A 15731-nucleotide genomic window follows, 5' to 3' on the forward strand; every position below is an offset into this window, starting at 1 on the left:
GTCAGACGGCATTTCCGTCCCGTGAGGAGATTTCCTCCGGTCATGGACGGCCTCGCCGCAACGCTGCATTATCGCGGCAGTACCGGACCGGGCATGAACGCAGAATTCGGGAGGTCGGCAATGAACTACAAGGGAAGCTGCCATTGCGGCAGGGTCGCATTCGAGGTGGAGGGCGAGATCGAGGGCGCCCTGGCGTGCAACTGCTCGATCTGCCAGCGCAAGGGTTCGCTGCTGTGGTTCGTTCCGCGTGAGAAGCTTCATCTCCTCACGCCCGACGACGCGGCAAGCAGCTACACGTTCAACAAGCACGCCATCAAGCACAGGTTCTGTCCGGTCTGCGGCATGCATCCGTACGGCGAAGGCACGGACCCTAAAGGCAACGCCATGGCCGCCATCAACATCCGCTGCATCGAGGGCATCGACCTTTCGGCCATCCCGGTCCGGCATTACGATGGCCGTTCCCTATGAAACGGCAGGCCTTGGTCCTCTCCTTCCACGGCACGGCCTGCGGCTATCCGTGACAGCCACGCACAATGCACTACGCAAAGAGGTGAGCCCATGCGGCACTTGATCGCGTTCGCCATCTTCCTCGCGGCTGTCGCCGCCTATGCCTTCGGCGTCGGCCCGCTGTTCTTCGGCACTCCGCTGGTCGGCAGCGTGCTGGTTCTCGTCGGTGTGCTGCTCGAGTTGGCGTTCTGGCTGCGGCTGTTGCGCCGAATGCCGGCAGCGCCCACGCCGGCGTCACCGCCGGCGAGCCAATGACCTGCCGCCGATAGCAGCATGGGCGTGAGCGACAAGATGGCCCTGCCGCCATGAGCAACGCCGTCTCGAACCTCGCCGAACTGCTGCAGTCGATGAACCCCGTGTTGAATCGCGGCGTGTACGCGTTCGTCTCGCTGCCTGCGGGCGGCGTGCCGGATCGGGCCGAACCGGTCGCCACGTTCCGCGAGAGCGAGGGGCTCACCCTGATCGTCGGGGAGCAGCAGGCGAAAGATGCGGGGCTTCCGGTCCTGTTCCGCGCCGCGTGGATCACCCTGACCGTGCACTCCGACCTGCAGGCCGCCGGCTTGACCGCCGCCGTCGCGACCGCGCTGGCCGAAGTCGGCATCAGTTGCAACGTCGTCGCCGCGGCGTATCACGACCACCTCTTCGTGCCGGTCGAATCGGCCAGCCAGGCGATCGCCGTCCTGCAGGCACTGCAGGAACGTGCCGGTCCGGAGCCCGGCACGACGACCTGACCGGGCACCACGGATGCGCTACGCGCGCCCGGGGCCGAAGCGCTCCCCTGCCTGCTGCACACGCAACGCCGGGGCGAGATGGTTGCCCTGCAGTTCGTCGCAGCCGGCAGCGGCGAGGAAGTCCACCTGTGCCTGGCTCGCCACGCCTTCGGCCGCCACGCACATGTGCAGCTCGTGCGCCATCGCGATGATGGTGCGCACGATCGCCGCATCGGCAGCGTCGGTTGGCAGGCCGCGCACGAAAGCCTGGTCGATCTTCAATTTGTCGATCGGGAACTGCTTCAAATAGGCCAGGCTGGAATAGCCGGTGCCGAAGTCGTCCAGCGACAGCTTGATGCCCAGCGCCTTCAGCTCGGCCAGCGTGCGCTGCGCGCGCGCCACGTTCTCCATGTACGAGCTCTCGGTGATCTCGATGTCCAGCATCGCCGGCGGCACGTCGTGCCGTTGCAGCGCCGCGCCGACCTGCGCGACCAGGCCGTGACGCTGCAGTTGCTGCGCCGACACGTTCACCGCGACGGTGAAGCCGCGATGGCCGCGGTCCAGCCACGCGCGCAGCTGCCGGCAGGCCGCGTCGAGCACCCACTCGCCGATCTCGGGCATCAGGCCCAGCGCCTCGGCGATCGGGATGAAGCGGGCCGGCGGGACCTGGCCAAGATTCCGGCTGTTCCAGCGCAGCAGCGCCTCGAAACCGGTCAGCCGGCGATCTGCGGCCCGATACTGCGGCTGGTAGTGGAGCTCCAGCTCGCCGTGCCGGATCGCGTCGCGCAACTGGTTGCCCATCACCAGGCGGTCTTCCAGGTCGCGCATCTGCTCGACGGAGAATTCGGACACCCGGTCGCGCCCTTCCCGCTTGGCCAGGTTCATCGCGGCCTCGGCCCGGCGCAACAGGTTGTTCGGGTCGGTACCGTGATCGGGCGAATGGCTGATGCCCACGCTGGCGGTCAGCAGCAACCGGTAATCGCTGCCCTCGACCGGCTCGGCCACGGCGGCGCGCAGACGCTCGGCCAGCGCATGCGCGCCATTCGCCGACAGGCCGGCCACCGTCACCACGAACTCGTCGCCGGCGAACCGGGCGATCCGGCCCTGCCCGGCCAGCGCCGCTTGCAGGCGGGCGGCCAGCTGCCGCAGCACGTCGTCGCCGGTGAGATGGCCCACCGATTCGTTGACGCCCTGGAAGCGGTCCAGCCCGATCACCAGCACCCAGACCGGTGCCGCGTCCTTCAGCATGTCCCTCACTTCCCGCCCGAGCAGCAGGTGCTGCGGCAGGCCGGTGACCGGATCGTGGCTGGAGGCATACGCCAGCTCGGCCTCGACCTGGCGCCGCTCGGTGATGTCGCGCGCCACCGCGTAGACCAGTCCGTCGGGCGCAGCGAACGAGACCCACTCCAGCAGCCGTTCGCTTCCGTCGCGACAGCGGCAGCGGTTGACGAATTCGTGGACCCGCTCGCCGGAGCGGCCCAGCACCACCATCGGATCGGAGCCGTCGCCGGGGTCTTCCGGCTGCAGGAATTCGCGGTAACTGCGCGAGGTCAGTTCGCCGGCGCCGTAGCCGGCCAGGCGCGGCAACGACGGATTGAACTGCAGCAGCCGCTCGCTGCGCGGGTCGAGGATGCAGAAGATTTCCTGCGACATCTCGAAGAAGCGGTTGCGCTCGCGCAGGCGGTCGACCAGGCGCGCGCTTTCTATCGCGATGGCGGTGATCGGCAGCATGCGATCGATGCTGCGCAGTTCTTCTTCGCGCGGTTCGCGCGGCTCGCGGAAATACACCGCAAAGGTGCCCAGCACTTCGTGATGGCTGCCGAACACCGGCGTCGACCAGCACGCCTTGAGGCCATGCGCCAGCGCCGGCCCGCGGTAATTCTCCCAGTACGGGTGACTGGCGATGTCGGCCACCACCACGCGCTCGCCGCGCCACGCGGCGGTACCGCACGAGCCGTGCGCCTCGCCGATCTCCAGCCCATGCAGGCTGCGGCTGTACGCTTCCGGCAAACTCGGCGCGGCGCCATGCAACACGTGCCGGCCGTCGTCGTCGAGCAGCAGCAGCGAGCACAGCGCGCCGGGGTTCATCGTTTCGTGCAGGCGCGCGATCCGTTCGAGGCTTTCCAACAGCGGCCGCTGCGCCGCGACGCCCTCCAGGATCTCGTGCTGGCCGGCTTCCAGTTGCTCGGCGCGCTTGCGCTCGGTGATGTCGTGGAAATAGATCGTCAGCCCGTCCGCCGACGGATAGATGCGGTTCTCGAACCAGCGGTTGTACGGCGGATAGAACGCCTCGACCTGCAGCGGGCGCTGTTCGGCCATCGCCTGTTCGTAGGCGTGATGGAACGGCTGCCCGGCGCCCTCCGGAAATTCCGTCCAGATGTGCCGGCCGACCAGCTCCCCGACGGCACGCCCGAAGAGCTGGCAGGCCTTCGCATTGGCGTAGGTGTAGCGCCAGTCCCGATCCAGCGCCACGTAGGCGTCGGTGACCCGCTCGAACACCTGATGAAAGTCCAGTTCCAGCCGCGGGTGGTCCATGGTGCGAGCGTCCCGTCACGCAAGTGGGTAGGCAGCCAGGGCAGGTTAAGCCATCGCACGTGATGGCCGCAACGACCGCGCCACGCCGCTTCAGCGCAGGCTCGAACGTCGCACCACCAGCTTCACCGGCAGCACCTCGCTGTCCACCGGTTCGCCGCGGATCAGGCCGAGCAGGCTGTCCACCAGCACTTCGCCGGCCTGCTTGGTGTCCTGCAGCACGGTGGTCAGCGGCGGATTCACGAAGCTGGCCATGGGGATGTCGTCGAAGCCGGCCAGTGCCACATCCTGCGGTATGCGCAGGCCGTGGTCGCTGAGCGCGCGCATCGCGCCGATCGCGATCAGGTCGCTGGCGGCGAAGACCGCGTCGAAGCCGACCTCGCGCAGGATCAGGCTGCGCATCGCCTCGTAGCCGAAGCGCTCGGTGCTCTCGGCGTTTTCCTGCAGATCGGGGTCGACTTCCACCCCGGCCCGCTGCAGGGCGTCGACGTAGCCGCGATAGCGCCCGAAGAATTCCGGGTAGTGGCTGGACGCGTCGCCGAGGAAGGCGATGCGGCGGCAGCCGCGCTCCAGCAGGTGTTCGGCCACCGCCTGGCCGCCGCGGAAGTTGTCGCAGCCGATCGACACGCCGGGCTGGTCCGGCAGCACCGCGCCCCAGCGCACGAAGCGGGTGCCCTGGGCGACCAGTTTCTCCAGCTTGTCGGTGTAGGCGAGGTAATCGCCGTAGCCGAGCAGGATCAGGCCGTCGGCCTTCTTGCTGTCGGCGAAGTCGGCGTGCCAGTCGCGCGAGAACTGCTGGAACGAGATCAGCAGGTCGTAGCCCTGCAGTGCGCAGGCGCGGGTGATCGAGCCCAGCATCGACAGGAAGAACGGGTTGATGTGCGACTCGTCGGCGGTGGGGTCTTCGAAGAACAGCAGCGCCAGCGTGCCGGAATGCATCCGGCGCAGGTTGGAGGCGTTCTTGTCGACCTTGTAGTTGAGCTGCTCGGCGGCGGCCTGGATGCGCCGCCGGGTTTCCTCATTGACCAGCGGGCTGCCGCGCAGCGCGCGCGACACCGTGGCCTGGGATACCCCGGCCAGGTGGGCAATGTCGATCGATGTGGCTTTTGCCTTCATCCGCAGCGCGACCCGCAAGCTTTTGCGACGACGCCATGCCGTCCGTGCCAAATCCTAGCCGGTTTGCGCGCCGCTTGTCGTATACCGCCTGCCGCTGGTCGAGGCAGGCGCATGTCGCCGACGACACGACGGATGCCGGCTGAGCAATGAGCCTCATGCGCGCATGTCCTCCAGCTCGACGCCCTTGGTCTCGCGCACGCCGGCCAGCACGAACAGCAGCGACAGCAGCGCGAAGCCGGCGTACAGGCCGTAGGCGAAACTGAGGCCCAGTTCGGCCAGTGCGGGGAACGTGCTGGTGATCGCGAAATTGGCCAGCCACTGCGCTGCCGCGGCCACCGCCAGCGCGGTGGCGCGGATCCGGTTCGGGAACATCTCGCCCAGCAGCACCCATACCACCGGGCCCCAGCTCACGCCGAAGAACACCACGTAGGCATTCGCCGCGACCAGCGCCACCACGCCGGTGGCGCCGGGCAGGCTCAGCGTGGCGCCGCTGCCGGTGGCCTGCGAGAAGCACCACGCCATCAGCCCCAGGGTGACCGCCATGCCGGCCGAGCCGATCACCAGCAGCGGCTTGCGCCCGATCTTGTCGACCAGCGCGATCGCCACCAGGGTCACCAGCACGTTGACGATCGAGGTGACCACGGTGATGGTGAACGAGTCGGCCTCGCTGAAGCCCACCGAATGCCACAAGGTGGACGAGTAGTAGAAGATCACGTTGATGCCCACGAACTGCTGGAACACCGACAGCAGGATGCCGATCCACACCACCGGCAGCAGCCCGGCGGTCTTGCCGCACAGATCGCGCAGGCGCGGCTTGTGCTCCGAGCGCAGGCTGTCCTCGATGTCGCGCAGCTTGTTGTCCAGCGCGGTCTCGCTGTGCATGTTCAGCACCTTGCGCAGCACCACGCGGGCCTCGTCGATGCGGCCCTTGGCGACCAGGTGCCGCGGCGATTCCGGCACGCCCAGCACCAGGGTGCCGTAGACCAGCGCCGGCACCGTCGCCACCAGGAACATCCAGCGCCACGCGGCCAGCCCGAGCCACAGCGGCTCCGCCGCGCCGCCGGCCACGCCGGCCAGCCACGCATCGCTGAGCAGCGCGGCGAAGATGCCCAGCACGATCGCCAGCTGCTGCATCGAGCCGAGCCGGCCGCGGATGTGCGCGGGCGACACCTCGGCAATGTAGGTGGGCGCGATCACCGAGGCCACGCCCACGCCGATGCCGCCGACCAGACGCCACAGGATCAGGTCCCACACCGCGGTCACCAGCCCCGAACCCAGCGCACTGGCCACCAGCAGCACCGCCGCCACCTGCATCGTGCGCACGCGGCCGAAGCGGTTCGCCAGCATGCCGGCATACCACGCACCCAGCGCCGAACCGAGCAGCGCGCAGGACACCGCGAAGCCGATCTGCGCCGCGTCCAGCGCGAAGCCGCCGCGGACCGCGTCGACCGCGCCGTTGATCACCGCCGTATCGAAACCGAACAGGAAGCCGCCCAGCGCCGCCGCCGCCGAGATCAGCACCACCCGTGCGGTGGCCCGCTGGCCCAGCCCGTCGCCCGTCATGTCCATCGTGCTCATCGCGTCTCCCCAACGTCATGGCATCAAGATGCGCCCGAGTCTGCACCGCGACCGTTGCCGTGTCTGGCTGAATACGTATGCAGCACCTTAGCACCAGCCTTTGGCAGGGGAGAGCACCTTCCACCCCACACCCGCTCACCCTGAGCGTAGGCCCGCAGGGCTGGAGTCGAAGGGCCGCGTACCCCGGGCTGCCAGGCCCTTCGACTTCGCTCCGCTACGCTCAGGGAGAACGGGACTGGGCCAGAGTGAACGGAGCTGGGGTTGAGCAGGTGAACGATGCAACGACCTACGCCGGCGCGTTGATCACCGCGAGGAAATCGCTGCCGTAGCGCTTGAGCTTGGCTTCGCCGACGCCGCTGATGGTGGCCAGTTCGTCCTCGTTGGCCGGCATGGCGCGCAGCATCGCCAGCAAGGTGGCGTCGTGGAACACCACGTACGGCGGCACGCCCTGCTGCTTCGCCAGTTGCGTGCGCAGCGCGCGCAGCGCATCCCACAGTTCCTGCTCGTAGGCCTCGATGCCGAGACTGCCGCCGCCGGTGACCAGCTTGCTGTCGCGCCGGCGACGGCTGCCGCGTTCGGGGCGCGCGTCCTCGCGCAGCTTCACCGGCTTGCCGCCGCTGAGCACGCTGCGGCTGGCGGCGGTGAGGCGCAAGGTGCCGTAGCCTTCGGCGTCCGCCTCCAGCAGGCCGGCGGCGAGCAGTTGGCGGAACACCGAGCGCCATTGCTTCTCGTCCATCTCGGCACCGATGCCGAAGGTGCTGAGCCGGTGATGGTCGAGGCTGAGCACGCGCTCGGTCTCCTCGCCGCGCAGCACGTCGATCACGTGGCCGGAGCCGAAGCGCTGGCCGGTGCGGTACACCGCCGACAACGCCTTCTGCGCCGGCACGGTGGCGTCCCAGGTCTTCGGCGGCGCAATGCAGTTGTCGCAATGGCCGCAGGGTCCAGGGTAGCTTTCGCCGAACGTGCCCAGCAGCAACTGGCGGCGGCAACCGGTGGCCTCGGCGTAGGCCAGCAGCGACTCCAGCTTCTGCCGCTCCACGCGCTTGCGCTCGTCGGCCGATTCGGACTGCGCGATCATCTGGCTCATGGTGACCACGTCGGACAGGCCGTAGATCATCCACGCCTCTGCGGCCAAGCCATCGCGGCCGGCGCGGCCGGTCTCCTGGTAGTAACCCTCGATGCTGCGCGGCAGGTCCAGGTGCGCCACGAAGCGCACGTCCGGCTTGTCGATGCCCATGCCGAAGGCGACGGTGGCGACCATCACCACGCCGTCTTCGCGCAGGAAGCGCTGCTGGTTCTTCGCGCGGGTCGCCGCATCGAGGCCGGCATGGTACGGCAGCGCCTCGACGCCGAGTTCGGCCAGCCATTCGGCGGTGTCGTCCACCTTGCGCCGGCTGAGGCAGTAGACGATGCCGGACTCGCCCTGGTGGCCCTGCAGGAATTCGGTGAGCTGGCGCTTCGCGTTGTGGCGCAGGCCGACCCGGTAGCCGATGTTCGGGCGGTCGAAGCTGGACACGAACTGCCGCGCATTCTGCAGCGACAGCCGCTCGACGATTTCCTCGCGCGTGCGCGGGTCGGCCGTGGCGGTGAGCGCAATCCGCGGCACCTGCGGGAAACGCTGGTGCAGGATCGCCAGCTCGCGGTACTCGGGACGGAAGTCGTGGCCCCACTGCGATACGCAGTGCGCCTCGTCGATCGCGAACAGCGCCACCTCGGTACGTTCGAGCTGGCCGAGGAAGCGTTGGGTCAGCAGCCGCTCCGGCGCCACGTAGAGCAGGTTCAGCTCGCCGGCCAGCAGTTGCCGCTCGACCTCGCGCTGCGCTTCCGCGCCGAGGCTGGAGTTGAGATAGGCGGCGGCCACGCCGGCCTCGCGCAGCGCATCGACCTGGTCCTGCATCAGCGCGATCAGCGGCGACACCACGATGCCGGTGCCTTGGCGCATGAGCGCTGGGATCTGGTAGCACAGCGACTTGCCGCCGCCGGTCGGCATCAGCACCAGCGCGTCGCCGCCCTCGCCGAGGTGTTCGACCACGGCCTGCTGCTGGCCGCGGAAACTGGGGTAACCGAAAACGCTTTGGAGCAGGTCGAGGGCTGAGGCTTTCATCGATGACATGGTAACAAACCGACCCGACCCGGCCGCCGGAAACATCCGCGACGACTCGTCGGCAGCGCCGCCGCTCAGGCGTCCGGCATACCCCACAACGCGTGGTCGAGATCGCCATCCAGGCCGAATCGCGACAACGGCACGCGGCCGTTCTTCACCTCCACGCCTTCGGCGCGCAGGCGCCGGGACTGCTCGCGGAAACCGCGGCTGCCCGGTGGCATCGCGATGTGTCCGCTGGAACGCAGCACGCGGTACCACGGCAATTCCATGCCGTCGGGCACCTCGCCGAGCAGCCGGCCGACCAGCCGCGCCCGCCCCGGCAGCCCCGCACGGGCGGCGATCGCACCGTAACTGGCGACGCGGCCGCGCGGAATCGCGGCGATGGCGGCGTAGATACGGGCGGCAGTGTCATTCATGGTTCACGCGACGCTAGCAGGGATACGTGGCAGAGTAGCTTCCGACCCTCGCCGACGGAAGCCGCTGCATGCGCCATTTCGAAGCCGTGCGTTCCCACATCGGCAGCCTGCACGAGCTGCGCCAGAACGATCCCTACCTGATCAGCTTCGACCTGAAACTGGCGCCGGATCGCTATCAGGGGATCTATCTGGCCGAGCTGGAGGACGAGGCGGGGCTGCGCTACCTGCGGGTTTCCACCCCGATCGGCCCGCTCGCCGGCACCGATCCCATCCGCTGCCTGCGCTTCAACTGGCAGCAGCGCACCGGCTTCCTCGCGGTGACCGACCTGGATGGCTCGCCGTACCTGCACCTGTGCGAAAACCGCCCCTACGAATTCCTCGATCGCGCCGAGCTGCAGCGCGTGGTGCGCGAACTGGGCGTGCTCGGCGACCAGTTGGAGCAGCTCATCGCCACCGGCGACGATTCGCTGTAAGCGCGAACCTGGCGCTGCTTTGGTTTCGCAGGGCGGCACGCCCGCCGGCTTTTCGATGGCACACCGCGGGCACGCCCGCCGGCTTTTCGACGACACTCCGCGGGCACGGCCTGCCCCGAAGCCTGAAGTCGCCTAGAACACCAGCCGGAACGCCACCACCAGGCCGTAGGCCAGCAGCGCGGTGATCGGCAAGGTCAGGATCCACGCCCACACCATGCGTTCGACCACCGACCAGCGGATCGAATTGAAACGCTTGGCCGCGCCCACGCCCATGATCGAGGCCGACACGTTGTGCGTGGTCGACACTGGGATGCCGAACGCCGAGGCGCTGAGGATCACCAGAGCGGAACTGGTCTCGGCGGCGAAGCCGTTGATCGGATGCAGCTTGACCATCTTGTGGCCGAGCGTCTTGATGATGCGCCAGCCGCCGCCGGCGGTACCGGCGGCCATGGTCAGCGCGGAGACCACCTTCACCCACACCGGAATGGCGAAACCGCCGGCGGGATTGCCGTCGATGCGCAGGAAGCCCAGCCACGCCGGCAGGTGATCGAACTGGTGCGCGGCGGTGGCGCCGGCCAGCGCCAGCGCGATGATGCCCATGCTCTTCTGCGCGTCGTTCATGCCGTGCGCCACGCCCATGGCACTGGCCGACACGATCTGCGCCTTGCCGAAAAAGAAATTGACGAAAGGGGTGCGCCCGAAGCGGCGCGACCAGCCGTGCCGGTTCGCGAACCAGGCCAGCAGCGCATACAGCGCGCCCATCAGGATGAAGCTGATGATGAAGCCGGCCAATGGCGAGAGCACCATCGGGATGATCACCTTCGGGATCACGCCGTGCCCCTTCAGCCAGCTGCCTTCCGCCCAGATCACTGAGGCGAAGTTGTTGTCCGAGGCAGCCAGCGCCGCACCCACCAGCGAACCCACCAGCGCATGGCTGGAGCTGGACGGCAGACCCAGCCACCAGGTGATCAGGTTCCACACGATCGCCGCCAGCAGCGCGCAGATCAGCAGCTGCGAGCTCATCTCGATCACCCCGGCGTTGATCAGCCCGGAGGCGATCGTGGCCGCCACCGCGGTGCCCATGAACGCGCCGGCCAGGTTGGTGCCCGCCGCCAACAGCACCGCCTGGCCAGGGGTGAGCACCTTGGTCGCCACCACCGTGGCGATCGAGTTGGCGGTGTCGTGGAAACCGTTGATGTAGGTGAAGACGAGTGCGATCACCACCACCGCGATGACGATGCTCATGCGCGGCTCCCGGCAATGCGGGGGCAGGCGCGCGGTGCCGACGGCCGCGCCGGGCAATGCGGAATGCGCAGGGTCACGGGCGTGGCCTCAGGAGTTCTTCAGGACGATCGAATAGACGATGTTGCCGACGTCGCGGCACTTGTCGATGGCCTTCTCGATCAGCTCGAACAGGTCCTTGGCCAGCATCGCCCGCATCACGTCGCCGCCCTCGATGTACAGCGTGCGGTACGGCGCCAGCAGCATGCGGTCGCCTTCCGACTCCAGCGCCTGCAGGCGATCCTGCAGCTTCTTCACCGGGTCGATGCGCAGGCCGCGGCGCAGTTCGCCGATCATCTCGGCAACCACTTCGCTGGAACGCTGCAGCACCAGGGCGCGCTGGGCGAAATCCACCCCGGCCAGGCGATCGGAGACGATTTCGTAACGCTCGGCAAATTTCTCGATGCTCTTGGGGATCTTGTACAGCGACGAGTTCAGCGCCTCGATGTCCTCGCGATCGAGCGCGGTGACGAAGGTGTTCACCAGCTCCTCGCTGATCTGCGCGGCCAGCGCCTTCTCGCGCGTCCGGGTGGCGGTGAACGCGGCCATCACCGCGCCCTGGTCGGGCTGGGTCAGCAGCTCGTGCAGGGCCCTGGCGCTTTCGCAGACGGTGGCGGCGCTCTGTTCGAGCAGTCCGTAGAACTTGTCGCCTTTGCCGAAAATCGTCTGCAGTGAAAACATGCTGGCCATGCCTGAGGGAACGGGATGACGGGAATGTTACAGGACTGTCGTGCTGCCCTGCATCAATGCCCGGCCCTGCCGGGGTGATGCGAAAGCCCCGCAACCCTTACACTGTGCCCATGCACCCTCCTCCACCATCACCGCGATGCTGACCGAAATCGCGCTCGTTCTCGTGCTGACTCTGTTCAACGGCTTCTTCGCCCTGTCGGAGATGGCGCTGGTGGCCTCGCGCAAGAGCCGCCTCAAGCAGATGGCCCGGAACAGCCGCAAGGCCGCCTCGGCCTTGCGGCACGCCGAGGCGCCGGAGCACTTCCTGTCTACCGTGCAGGTCGGCATCACCCTGGTGACGCTGATCACCGGTGCGGTCGCCGGCGACGCGCTGGGCGAACACATCGCTGCCACCTTGCGGGGCGAACAGCTGGCGTGGCTGTTGCCGTACTCGCGGATCATCGGCATCGTGCTGGGCTTCGTGCTGATCTCCTTCATCCAGATCGTGATCGGCGAACTGGTGCCCAAGCGGCTGGCGCTGGCGGCGCCGGAAAAAGTGTCGTCGTACGTGGCGATCCCGATGCTGCTGCTGTCGCGGCTGACCGCGCCGTTCGTGTGGCTGCTGAACGCGTCGAGCAACCTGCTGCTGCGCCTGCTGCGGGTCAACCGGCAGGGCAGCGGCGTGGTCACCGAGGAGGAGATCCGCCTGCTCGTCGCCGAGAGTGCCGAACAGGGCGTGCTCGACCCGGACGAACACAACATGGTCAACCGCGTGCTGCGCCTGGGCGACCGCACGGTGGACAGCGTGATGACCCCGCGCATGCGCATCGCCTGGCTGGACATCGCGGCAACCCGCGAGGAGAACTTCGAGGTGCTGCGCGAGACCCCGTATTCGTGCTACCCGGTGTATCGCGGCGACGAGAGCGAAGTGGTCGGCGTGGTCGAGGTCAAGCGCCTGCTGCGCAGCTTCGCCGAAGGCACGCCGGAGCTGTTCGGCCACCTGGCCAAGCCGCTGTTCGTGCCGGCCACCGCGCGCGCGCTGGACCTGCTGGAAGAATTCCGCGACGCCGAGACGCCGCTGGCCCTGGTGGTCGACGAGTACGGCGACATCGAGGGCGTGGTCACCGTCAACGACCTGCTCGCGGCGGTGGTCGGCGCCAGCCAGATCGGCCACGGCGGCGGCAACGAGGACAGCCCGATCATGCAGCGCGCCGACGGCAGCTGGCTGATCGACGGCAGCCTGTCCACCGACGACCTGCGCGAACTGCTGCAGATCGGCGAACTGCCCGGCGAGGACGAACACGACTACCGCACCGCCGCCGGCATGGTGATGACCGCCCTGGGCCATATCCCGCAGACCGGCGAAGTGTTCGCCTGGCGCGGCATCCGCTTCGAGGTGGTCGACCTGGACGGTGCCCGCATCGACAAGCTGCTGGTCACGCCGGCGCCATCGCTGGAGCTGTCGGACGACGAGCAGTAAGGCGCCGCTTCGCAGGGGCGTCGCCCTGGCGGAGCCGGCTACTTGCCGTTGGCCAGCCCCGCCATCCGCTGTGCATCGGCGAGGATGCCGTGCAGCACGCGCAACTCGCGCTCGTCCGGCTGCGCGCGCTGGAACAGCTTGCGCAGGCGCAGCATGATCGTGGTGGGTTCGCGGCCCTTGTGGAAGTCGATGTCGTCCAGCGTCTGCGCCAGGTGGCGGTAGAACTGCTCCATCTGCGCCGCGTCGGCGGGCGGCTCGCCGTGTTCCGGCGGCGTCGCCGGCGGCGCGTCGCCGAGCATCGCCACGCGCAGCTCGTAGGCCATCACCTGCACCGCCTGCGACAGGTTGAGCGAGCTGAAATCGTCCACGCTGGGAATCCGCACCATCGCATGGCAACGCGCCAGTTCCTCGTTCTCCAGGCCAGTGCGCTCGTTGCCGAACACCAGCGCCACCTGCTCGCCGCGGGCGGCGGCGGCCAGCACCTGCTGCGCCGCCTCGCGCGGGGAGATCTCCGGCAGGTTCACCCCGCGCCGGCGCGCCGACAGGCCCAGCGCCAGGCTGCTGCCGGCCAGGCCGTCCACCAGGTCGGCGTGGATGCCGGCATGGGCCAGCACGTCGTCCGCGCCGGCGGCCAGCGCATTCGCCTCAGGATCGGGGAAACGATACGGGCCGACCAGCTCCAGCCGCGCGAAGCCCATCGTGCGGATCGCCCGCGCCGCGCTGCCGATATTGCCCGGGTGCGAGGTGCGCACCAGCACGTAGCGGATGCGGGCGGCGAGGTCGTGGAGGTCGGTCATGCGAGAAGTGGCGTTTTTGCGGCTGGAGCGGACAAGGATAGTGGAGGCGGGGCGGCTTCCGCCCGCCTCTGCTAGAATCGCCGGCCGCAACCCAAGCTCTCTTCCAAAGTCGAAACCATGGCCAGACCACACGTCACGATCGCGGCGCGCGCCGCGCGTTCTGCAGGCAATGTGATCCTGCGCTACATGAACCGCATCGACGGCCTCAACATCGTCGAGAAGCAGCAGATGGACTTCGTCTCCGAAGTCGACAAGCTGGCCGAGGCGGAAATCATCAAGGAACTGCGCCGCGCCTACCCCGACCACGCGATCCTCGCCGAGGAAAGCGGCGCGACCGGCAAGGGCCCGCTGACCTGGGTGATCGACCCGCTGGACGGCACCCACAACTACCTGCGCGGCATCCCGCACTTCTGCGTGTCGATCGCGCTGCTGGAAAAGGGCGTGCCGATCCATGCCGTGGTGTTCGACCCGCTGCGCGACGAGCTGTACACCGCCAGCAAGGGCGATGGCGCCTACCTCAACGACCGCCGCATGCGCGTCAGCAAGCGCGAGAACCTGGGCGGCGCGATGATCGCCACCGGCTTCCCGTTCCGCCAGCGCGAGCACCTGGCGCCGCAGCTCGACATGACCCGCGCGATCCTCGGCCAGGCCGAGGACATCCGCCGCTCCGGCTCCGCCGCGCTGGACCTGGCCTACGTCGCCGCCGGCCGCTACGACGGCTACTTCGAGATCGGCCTGAAGCCGTGGGACATGGCCGCCGGCGTGCTGCTGGTGCACGAAGCCGGCGGCCGCTACTGCGACTTCGCCGGCCGCGACGGCATCCCGGAGAGCGGCAACCTCGTCGCCGGCAACCTCAACGTGGCGAAGGCCATGGTCGACGCGATCGGGCAGCAGGCGACGCCGGGGCTGCTCAAGGCCTGAGCGGTTCGACCCATTGAAAAAGCAAAGGCGCCCAAGGGCGCCTTTGCTTTTTTCGCCGCCCGACCCCCGTCCCCGCACCAGGCGGGGAACCTGCAAAGAGCCAGTCCATCTACTGGGATGAAGGCCGGGCGCGAGATGCCAACAACCGACTCCGCGCTGCCACGCCAGGCCGAACCGGTTGCCACCGATCGCGCAGGTTTGCGAACGTGTATCCCGAACCGCTCCATCCCAATCACCGTCCGTCGCGGCGAGACGCCGGCTCCCACTTCAACCGGCGCGGCGCCAGCCACCATGCCGGGAGTGTCCGATGAACCGCATCACGCAACGACTGGGCAGCGCGCTGGCGCGCTACCTCAATCATCCGGCGCGCGGGCCGTATCCGCACTTGCCGGCCGACCTGGCGACCTTGCGACGCATCCTGCGCCCGGCCGACGTGATCCTGGTGGAAGGCCGCGCACGCATCAGCAGCGCCATCAAGTACCTGACACAATCGACCTGGTCGCACGTTGCGCTGTATGTGGGCGACTACGCCGGACAGTCCCTGGCGGGCCATACCGACCTGGTAGTCGAGGCGGACACCGAACTCGGCGTGCACCTGCTCGACCTGCAGCAACTGGGCGGCTATCACCTGCGGATCTGCCGACCCGCGGGACTGAGCGACGCCGACGCCCATCGCGTGGTCGACTACGTGATAGCGCGACTGGGCCAGCGCTACGACCTGAAAAACGTCTTCGACCTGGCCCGCTACCTGCTGCCGACACCGCCGGTACCCGGCCCGTGGCGGCGGCGCCTGCTGGCGCTGGGCAGCGGCGACCCCACCCGGGCGATCTGCTCCACCCTGGTCGCCGAAGCATTCCAGTCGGTGCCCTTCCCGATCCTGCCAGTCATCCATACCGAATCCGCGGCTACTCCCGAATGCCGCGATTGCATCCGCGAAATCTTCCACATCCGCGACCACAGCCTTTACACCCCGCGCGATTTCGACGTTTCGCCGTATTTCGAGGTGATCAAGCCAACCCTGGCCAAGGGCTTCGACTACCGCCAGCTGACCTGGGACACCAGTCCATCCCCCCAAGCCTGAGGCACACCAACCGGCACCGACTCAAGACGCTGCCTGGTCGAGCGTGTCCGGCAAACAGGAGGCTCG

General features: G+C 68.3%; 15 protein-coding genes. 7 read left to right on the forward strand and 8 right to left on the reverse strand.

Annotated features, from left to right (window positions below; genetic code table 11):
- The first annotated feature begins 42 nt into the window (after positions 1-42).
- The 3 genes from KK131_RS15125 (at position 43) to KK131_RS15135 (ending at position 1238) form a co-directional block, all read left to right on the forward strand.
- Positions 43-468 carry a GFA family protein gene (locus tag KK131_RS15125; protein ID WP_345777266.1) on the forward strand — a complete coding sequence of 142 codons (426 nt, stop codon included), beginning with the start codon at positions 43-45 and terminating at the stop codon, positions 466-468.
- A gap of 90 nt (positions 469-558) precedes the next feature.
- The gene (locus KK131_RS15130; RefSeq protein ID WP_214557554.1) at positions 559-762 is read left to right on the forward strand and encodes a glycosyl transferase family 39; all 204 of its coding nucleotides are present in this window, start codon (positions 559-561) and stop codon (positions 760-762) included.
- A gap of 50 nt (positions 763-812) precedes the next feature.
- A complete protein-coding gene (locus KK131_RS15135) occupies positions 813-1238 on the forward strand; it encodes an ACT domain-containing protein (protein WP_214557555.1) in 426 nt (141 codons plus the stop codon).
- 18 nt (positions 1239-1256) lie between these two features.
- On the opposite strand, the gene KK131_RS15140 is transcribed toward KK131_RS15135, so the two are convergent.
- The 5 genes from KK131_RS15140 to KK131_RS15160 form a co-directional block, all read right to left on the reverse strand.
- Positions 1257-3752 carry an EAL domain-containing protein gene (locus tag KK131_RS15140; protein WP_214557556.1) on the reverse strand — a complete coding sequence of 832 codons (2496 nt, stop codon included), beginning with the start codon at positions 3750-3752 and terminating at the stop codon, positions 1257-1259.
- 90 nt (positions 3753-3842) lie between these two features.
- Complete coding sequence (locus KK131_RS15145; protein ID WP_214557557.1) at positions 3843-4865, reverse strand: LacI family DNA-binding transcriptional regulator; 1023 nt, start codon at positions 4863-4865, stop codon at positions 3843-3845.
- Between the two features lie 153 nt (positions 4866-5018).
- The gene (locus KK131_RS15150) at positions 5019-6443 is read right to left on the reverse strand and encodes a sugar porter family MFS transporter (protein ID WP_214557558.1); all 1425 of its coding nucleotides are present in this window, start codon (positions 6441-6443) and stop codon (positions 5019-5021) included.
- 286 nt (positions 6444-6729) lie between these two features.
- The gene (gene recQ, locus KK131_RS15155; RefSeq protein ID WP_214557559.1) at positions 6730-8547 is read right to left on the reverse strand and encodes a DNA helicase RecQ; all 1818 of its coding nucleotides are present in this window, start codon (positions 8545-8547) and stop codon (positions 6730-6732) included.
- Positions 8548-8621: 74 nt separating this feature from the next.
- On the reverse strand, positions 8622-8963 hold the full coding sequence (locus KK131_RS15160; RefSeq protein WP_214557560.1) for an MGMT family protein: 342 nt from the start codon (positions 8961-8963) through the stop codon (positions 8622-8624).
- 68 nt (positions 8964-9031) lie between these two features.
- Here KK131_RS15160 and KK131_RS15165 point away from each other — a divergent pair, with 68 nt between their 5' ends.
- On the forward strand, positions 9032-9436 hold the full coding sequence (locus tag KK131_RS15165) for a hypothetical protein (protein ID WP_214557561.1): 405 nt from the start codon (positions 9032-9034) through the stop codon (positions 9434-9436).
- Positions 9437-9568: 132 nt separating this feature from the next.
- On the opposite strand, the gene KK131_RS15170 is transcribed toward KK131_RS15165, so the two are convergent.
- Positions 9569-10681: an inorganic phosphate transporter gene (locus KK131_RS15170; RefSeq protein ID WP_214557562.1), complete on the reverse strand. Its 1113-nt coding sequence runs from the start codon at positions 10679-10681 to the stop codon at positions 9569-9571.
- An 87-nt stretch (positions 10682-10768) separates the two neighbouring features.
- A complete protein-coding gene (locus tag KK131_RS15175; RefSeq protein WP_214557563.1) occupies positions 10769-11398 on the reverse strand; it encodes a pit accessory protein in 630 nt (209 codons plus the stop codon).
- Positions 11399-11543: 145 nt separating this feature from the next.
- Here KK131_RS15175 and KK131_RS15180 point away from each other — a divergent pair, with 145 nt between their 5' ends.
- Positions 11544-12866 carry a hemolysin family protein gene (locus KK131_RS15180; protein WP_214557564.1) on the forward strand — a complete coding sequence of 441 codons (1323 nt, stop codon included), beginning with the start codon at positions 11544-11546 and terminating at the stop codon, positions 12864-12866.
- A gap of 38 nt (positions 12867-12904) precedes the next feature.
- Here KK131_RS15180 and KK131_RS15185 read toward each other — a convergent pair whose 3' ends face one another.
- Positions 12905-13663 (reverse strand): RNA methyltransferase, encoded by a 759-nt coding sequence (locus KK131_RS15185; RefSeq protein WP_214557565.1) that lies wholly within the window; start codon positions 13661-13663, stop codon positions 12905-12907.
- Between the two features lie 117 nt (positions 13664-13780).
- On the opposite strand from KK131_RS15185, the gene KK131_RS15190 reads away from it, so the two are divergent.
- Both KK131_RS15190 and KK131_RS15195 read left to right on the forward strand, forming a co-directional pair.
- Positions 13781-14584: an inositol monophosphatase family protein gene (locus KK131_RS15190; RefSeq protein ID WP_214557566.1), complete on the forward strand. Its 804-nt coding sequence runs from the start codon at positions 13781-13783 to the stop codon at positions 14582-14584.
- Positions 14585-14891: 307 nt separating this feature from the next.
- Positions 14892-15665, forward strand: coding sequence for a YiiX/YebB-like N1pC/P60 family cysteine hydrolase (locus tag KK131_RS15195; RefSeq protein ID WP_214557567.1), 774 nt, complete (start codon positions 14892-14894; stop codon positions 15663-15665).
- Positions 15666-15731 lie beyond the last annotated feature (66 nt).

The sequence above is a fragment of the Rhodanobacter sp. LX-99 genome (assembly GCF_018599185.1).
Lineage (GTDB): Bacteria > Pseudomonadota > Gammaproteobacteria > Xanthomonadales > Rhodanobacteraceae > Rhodanobacter.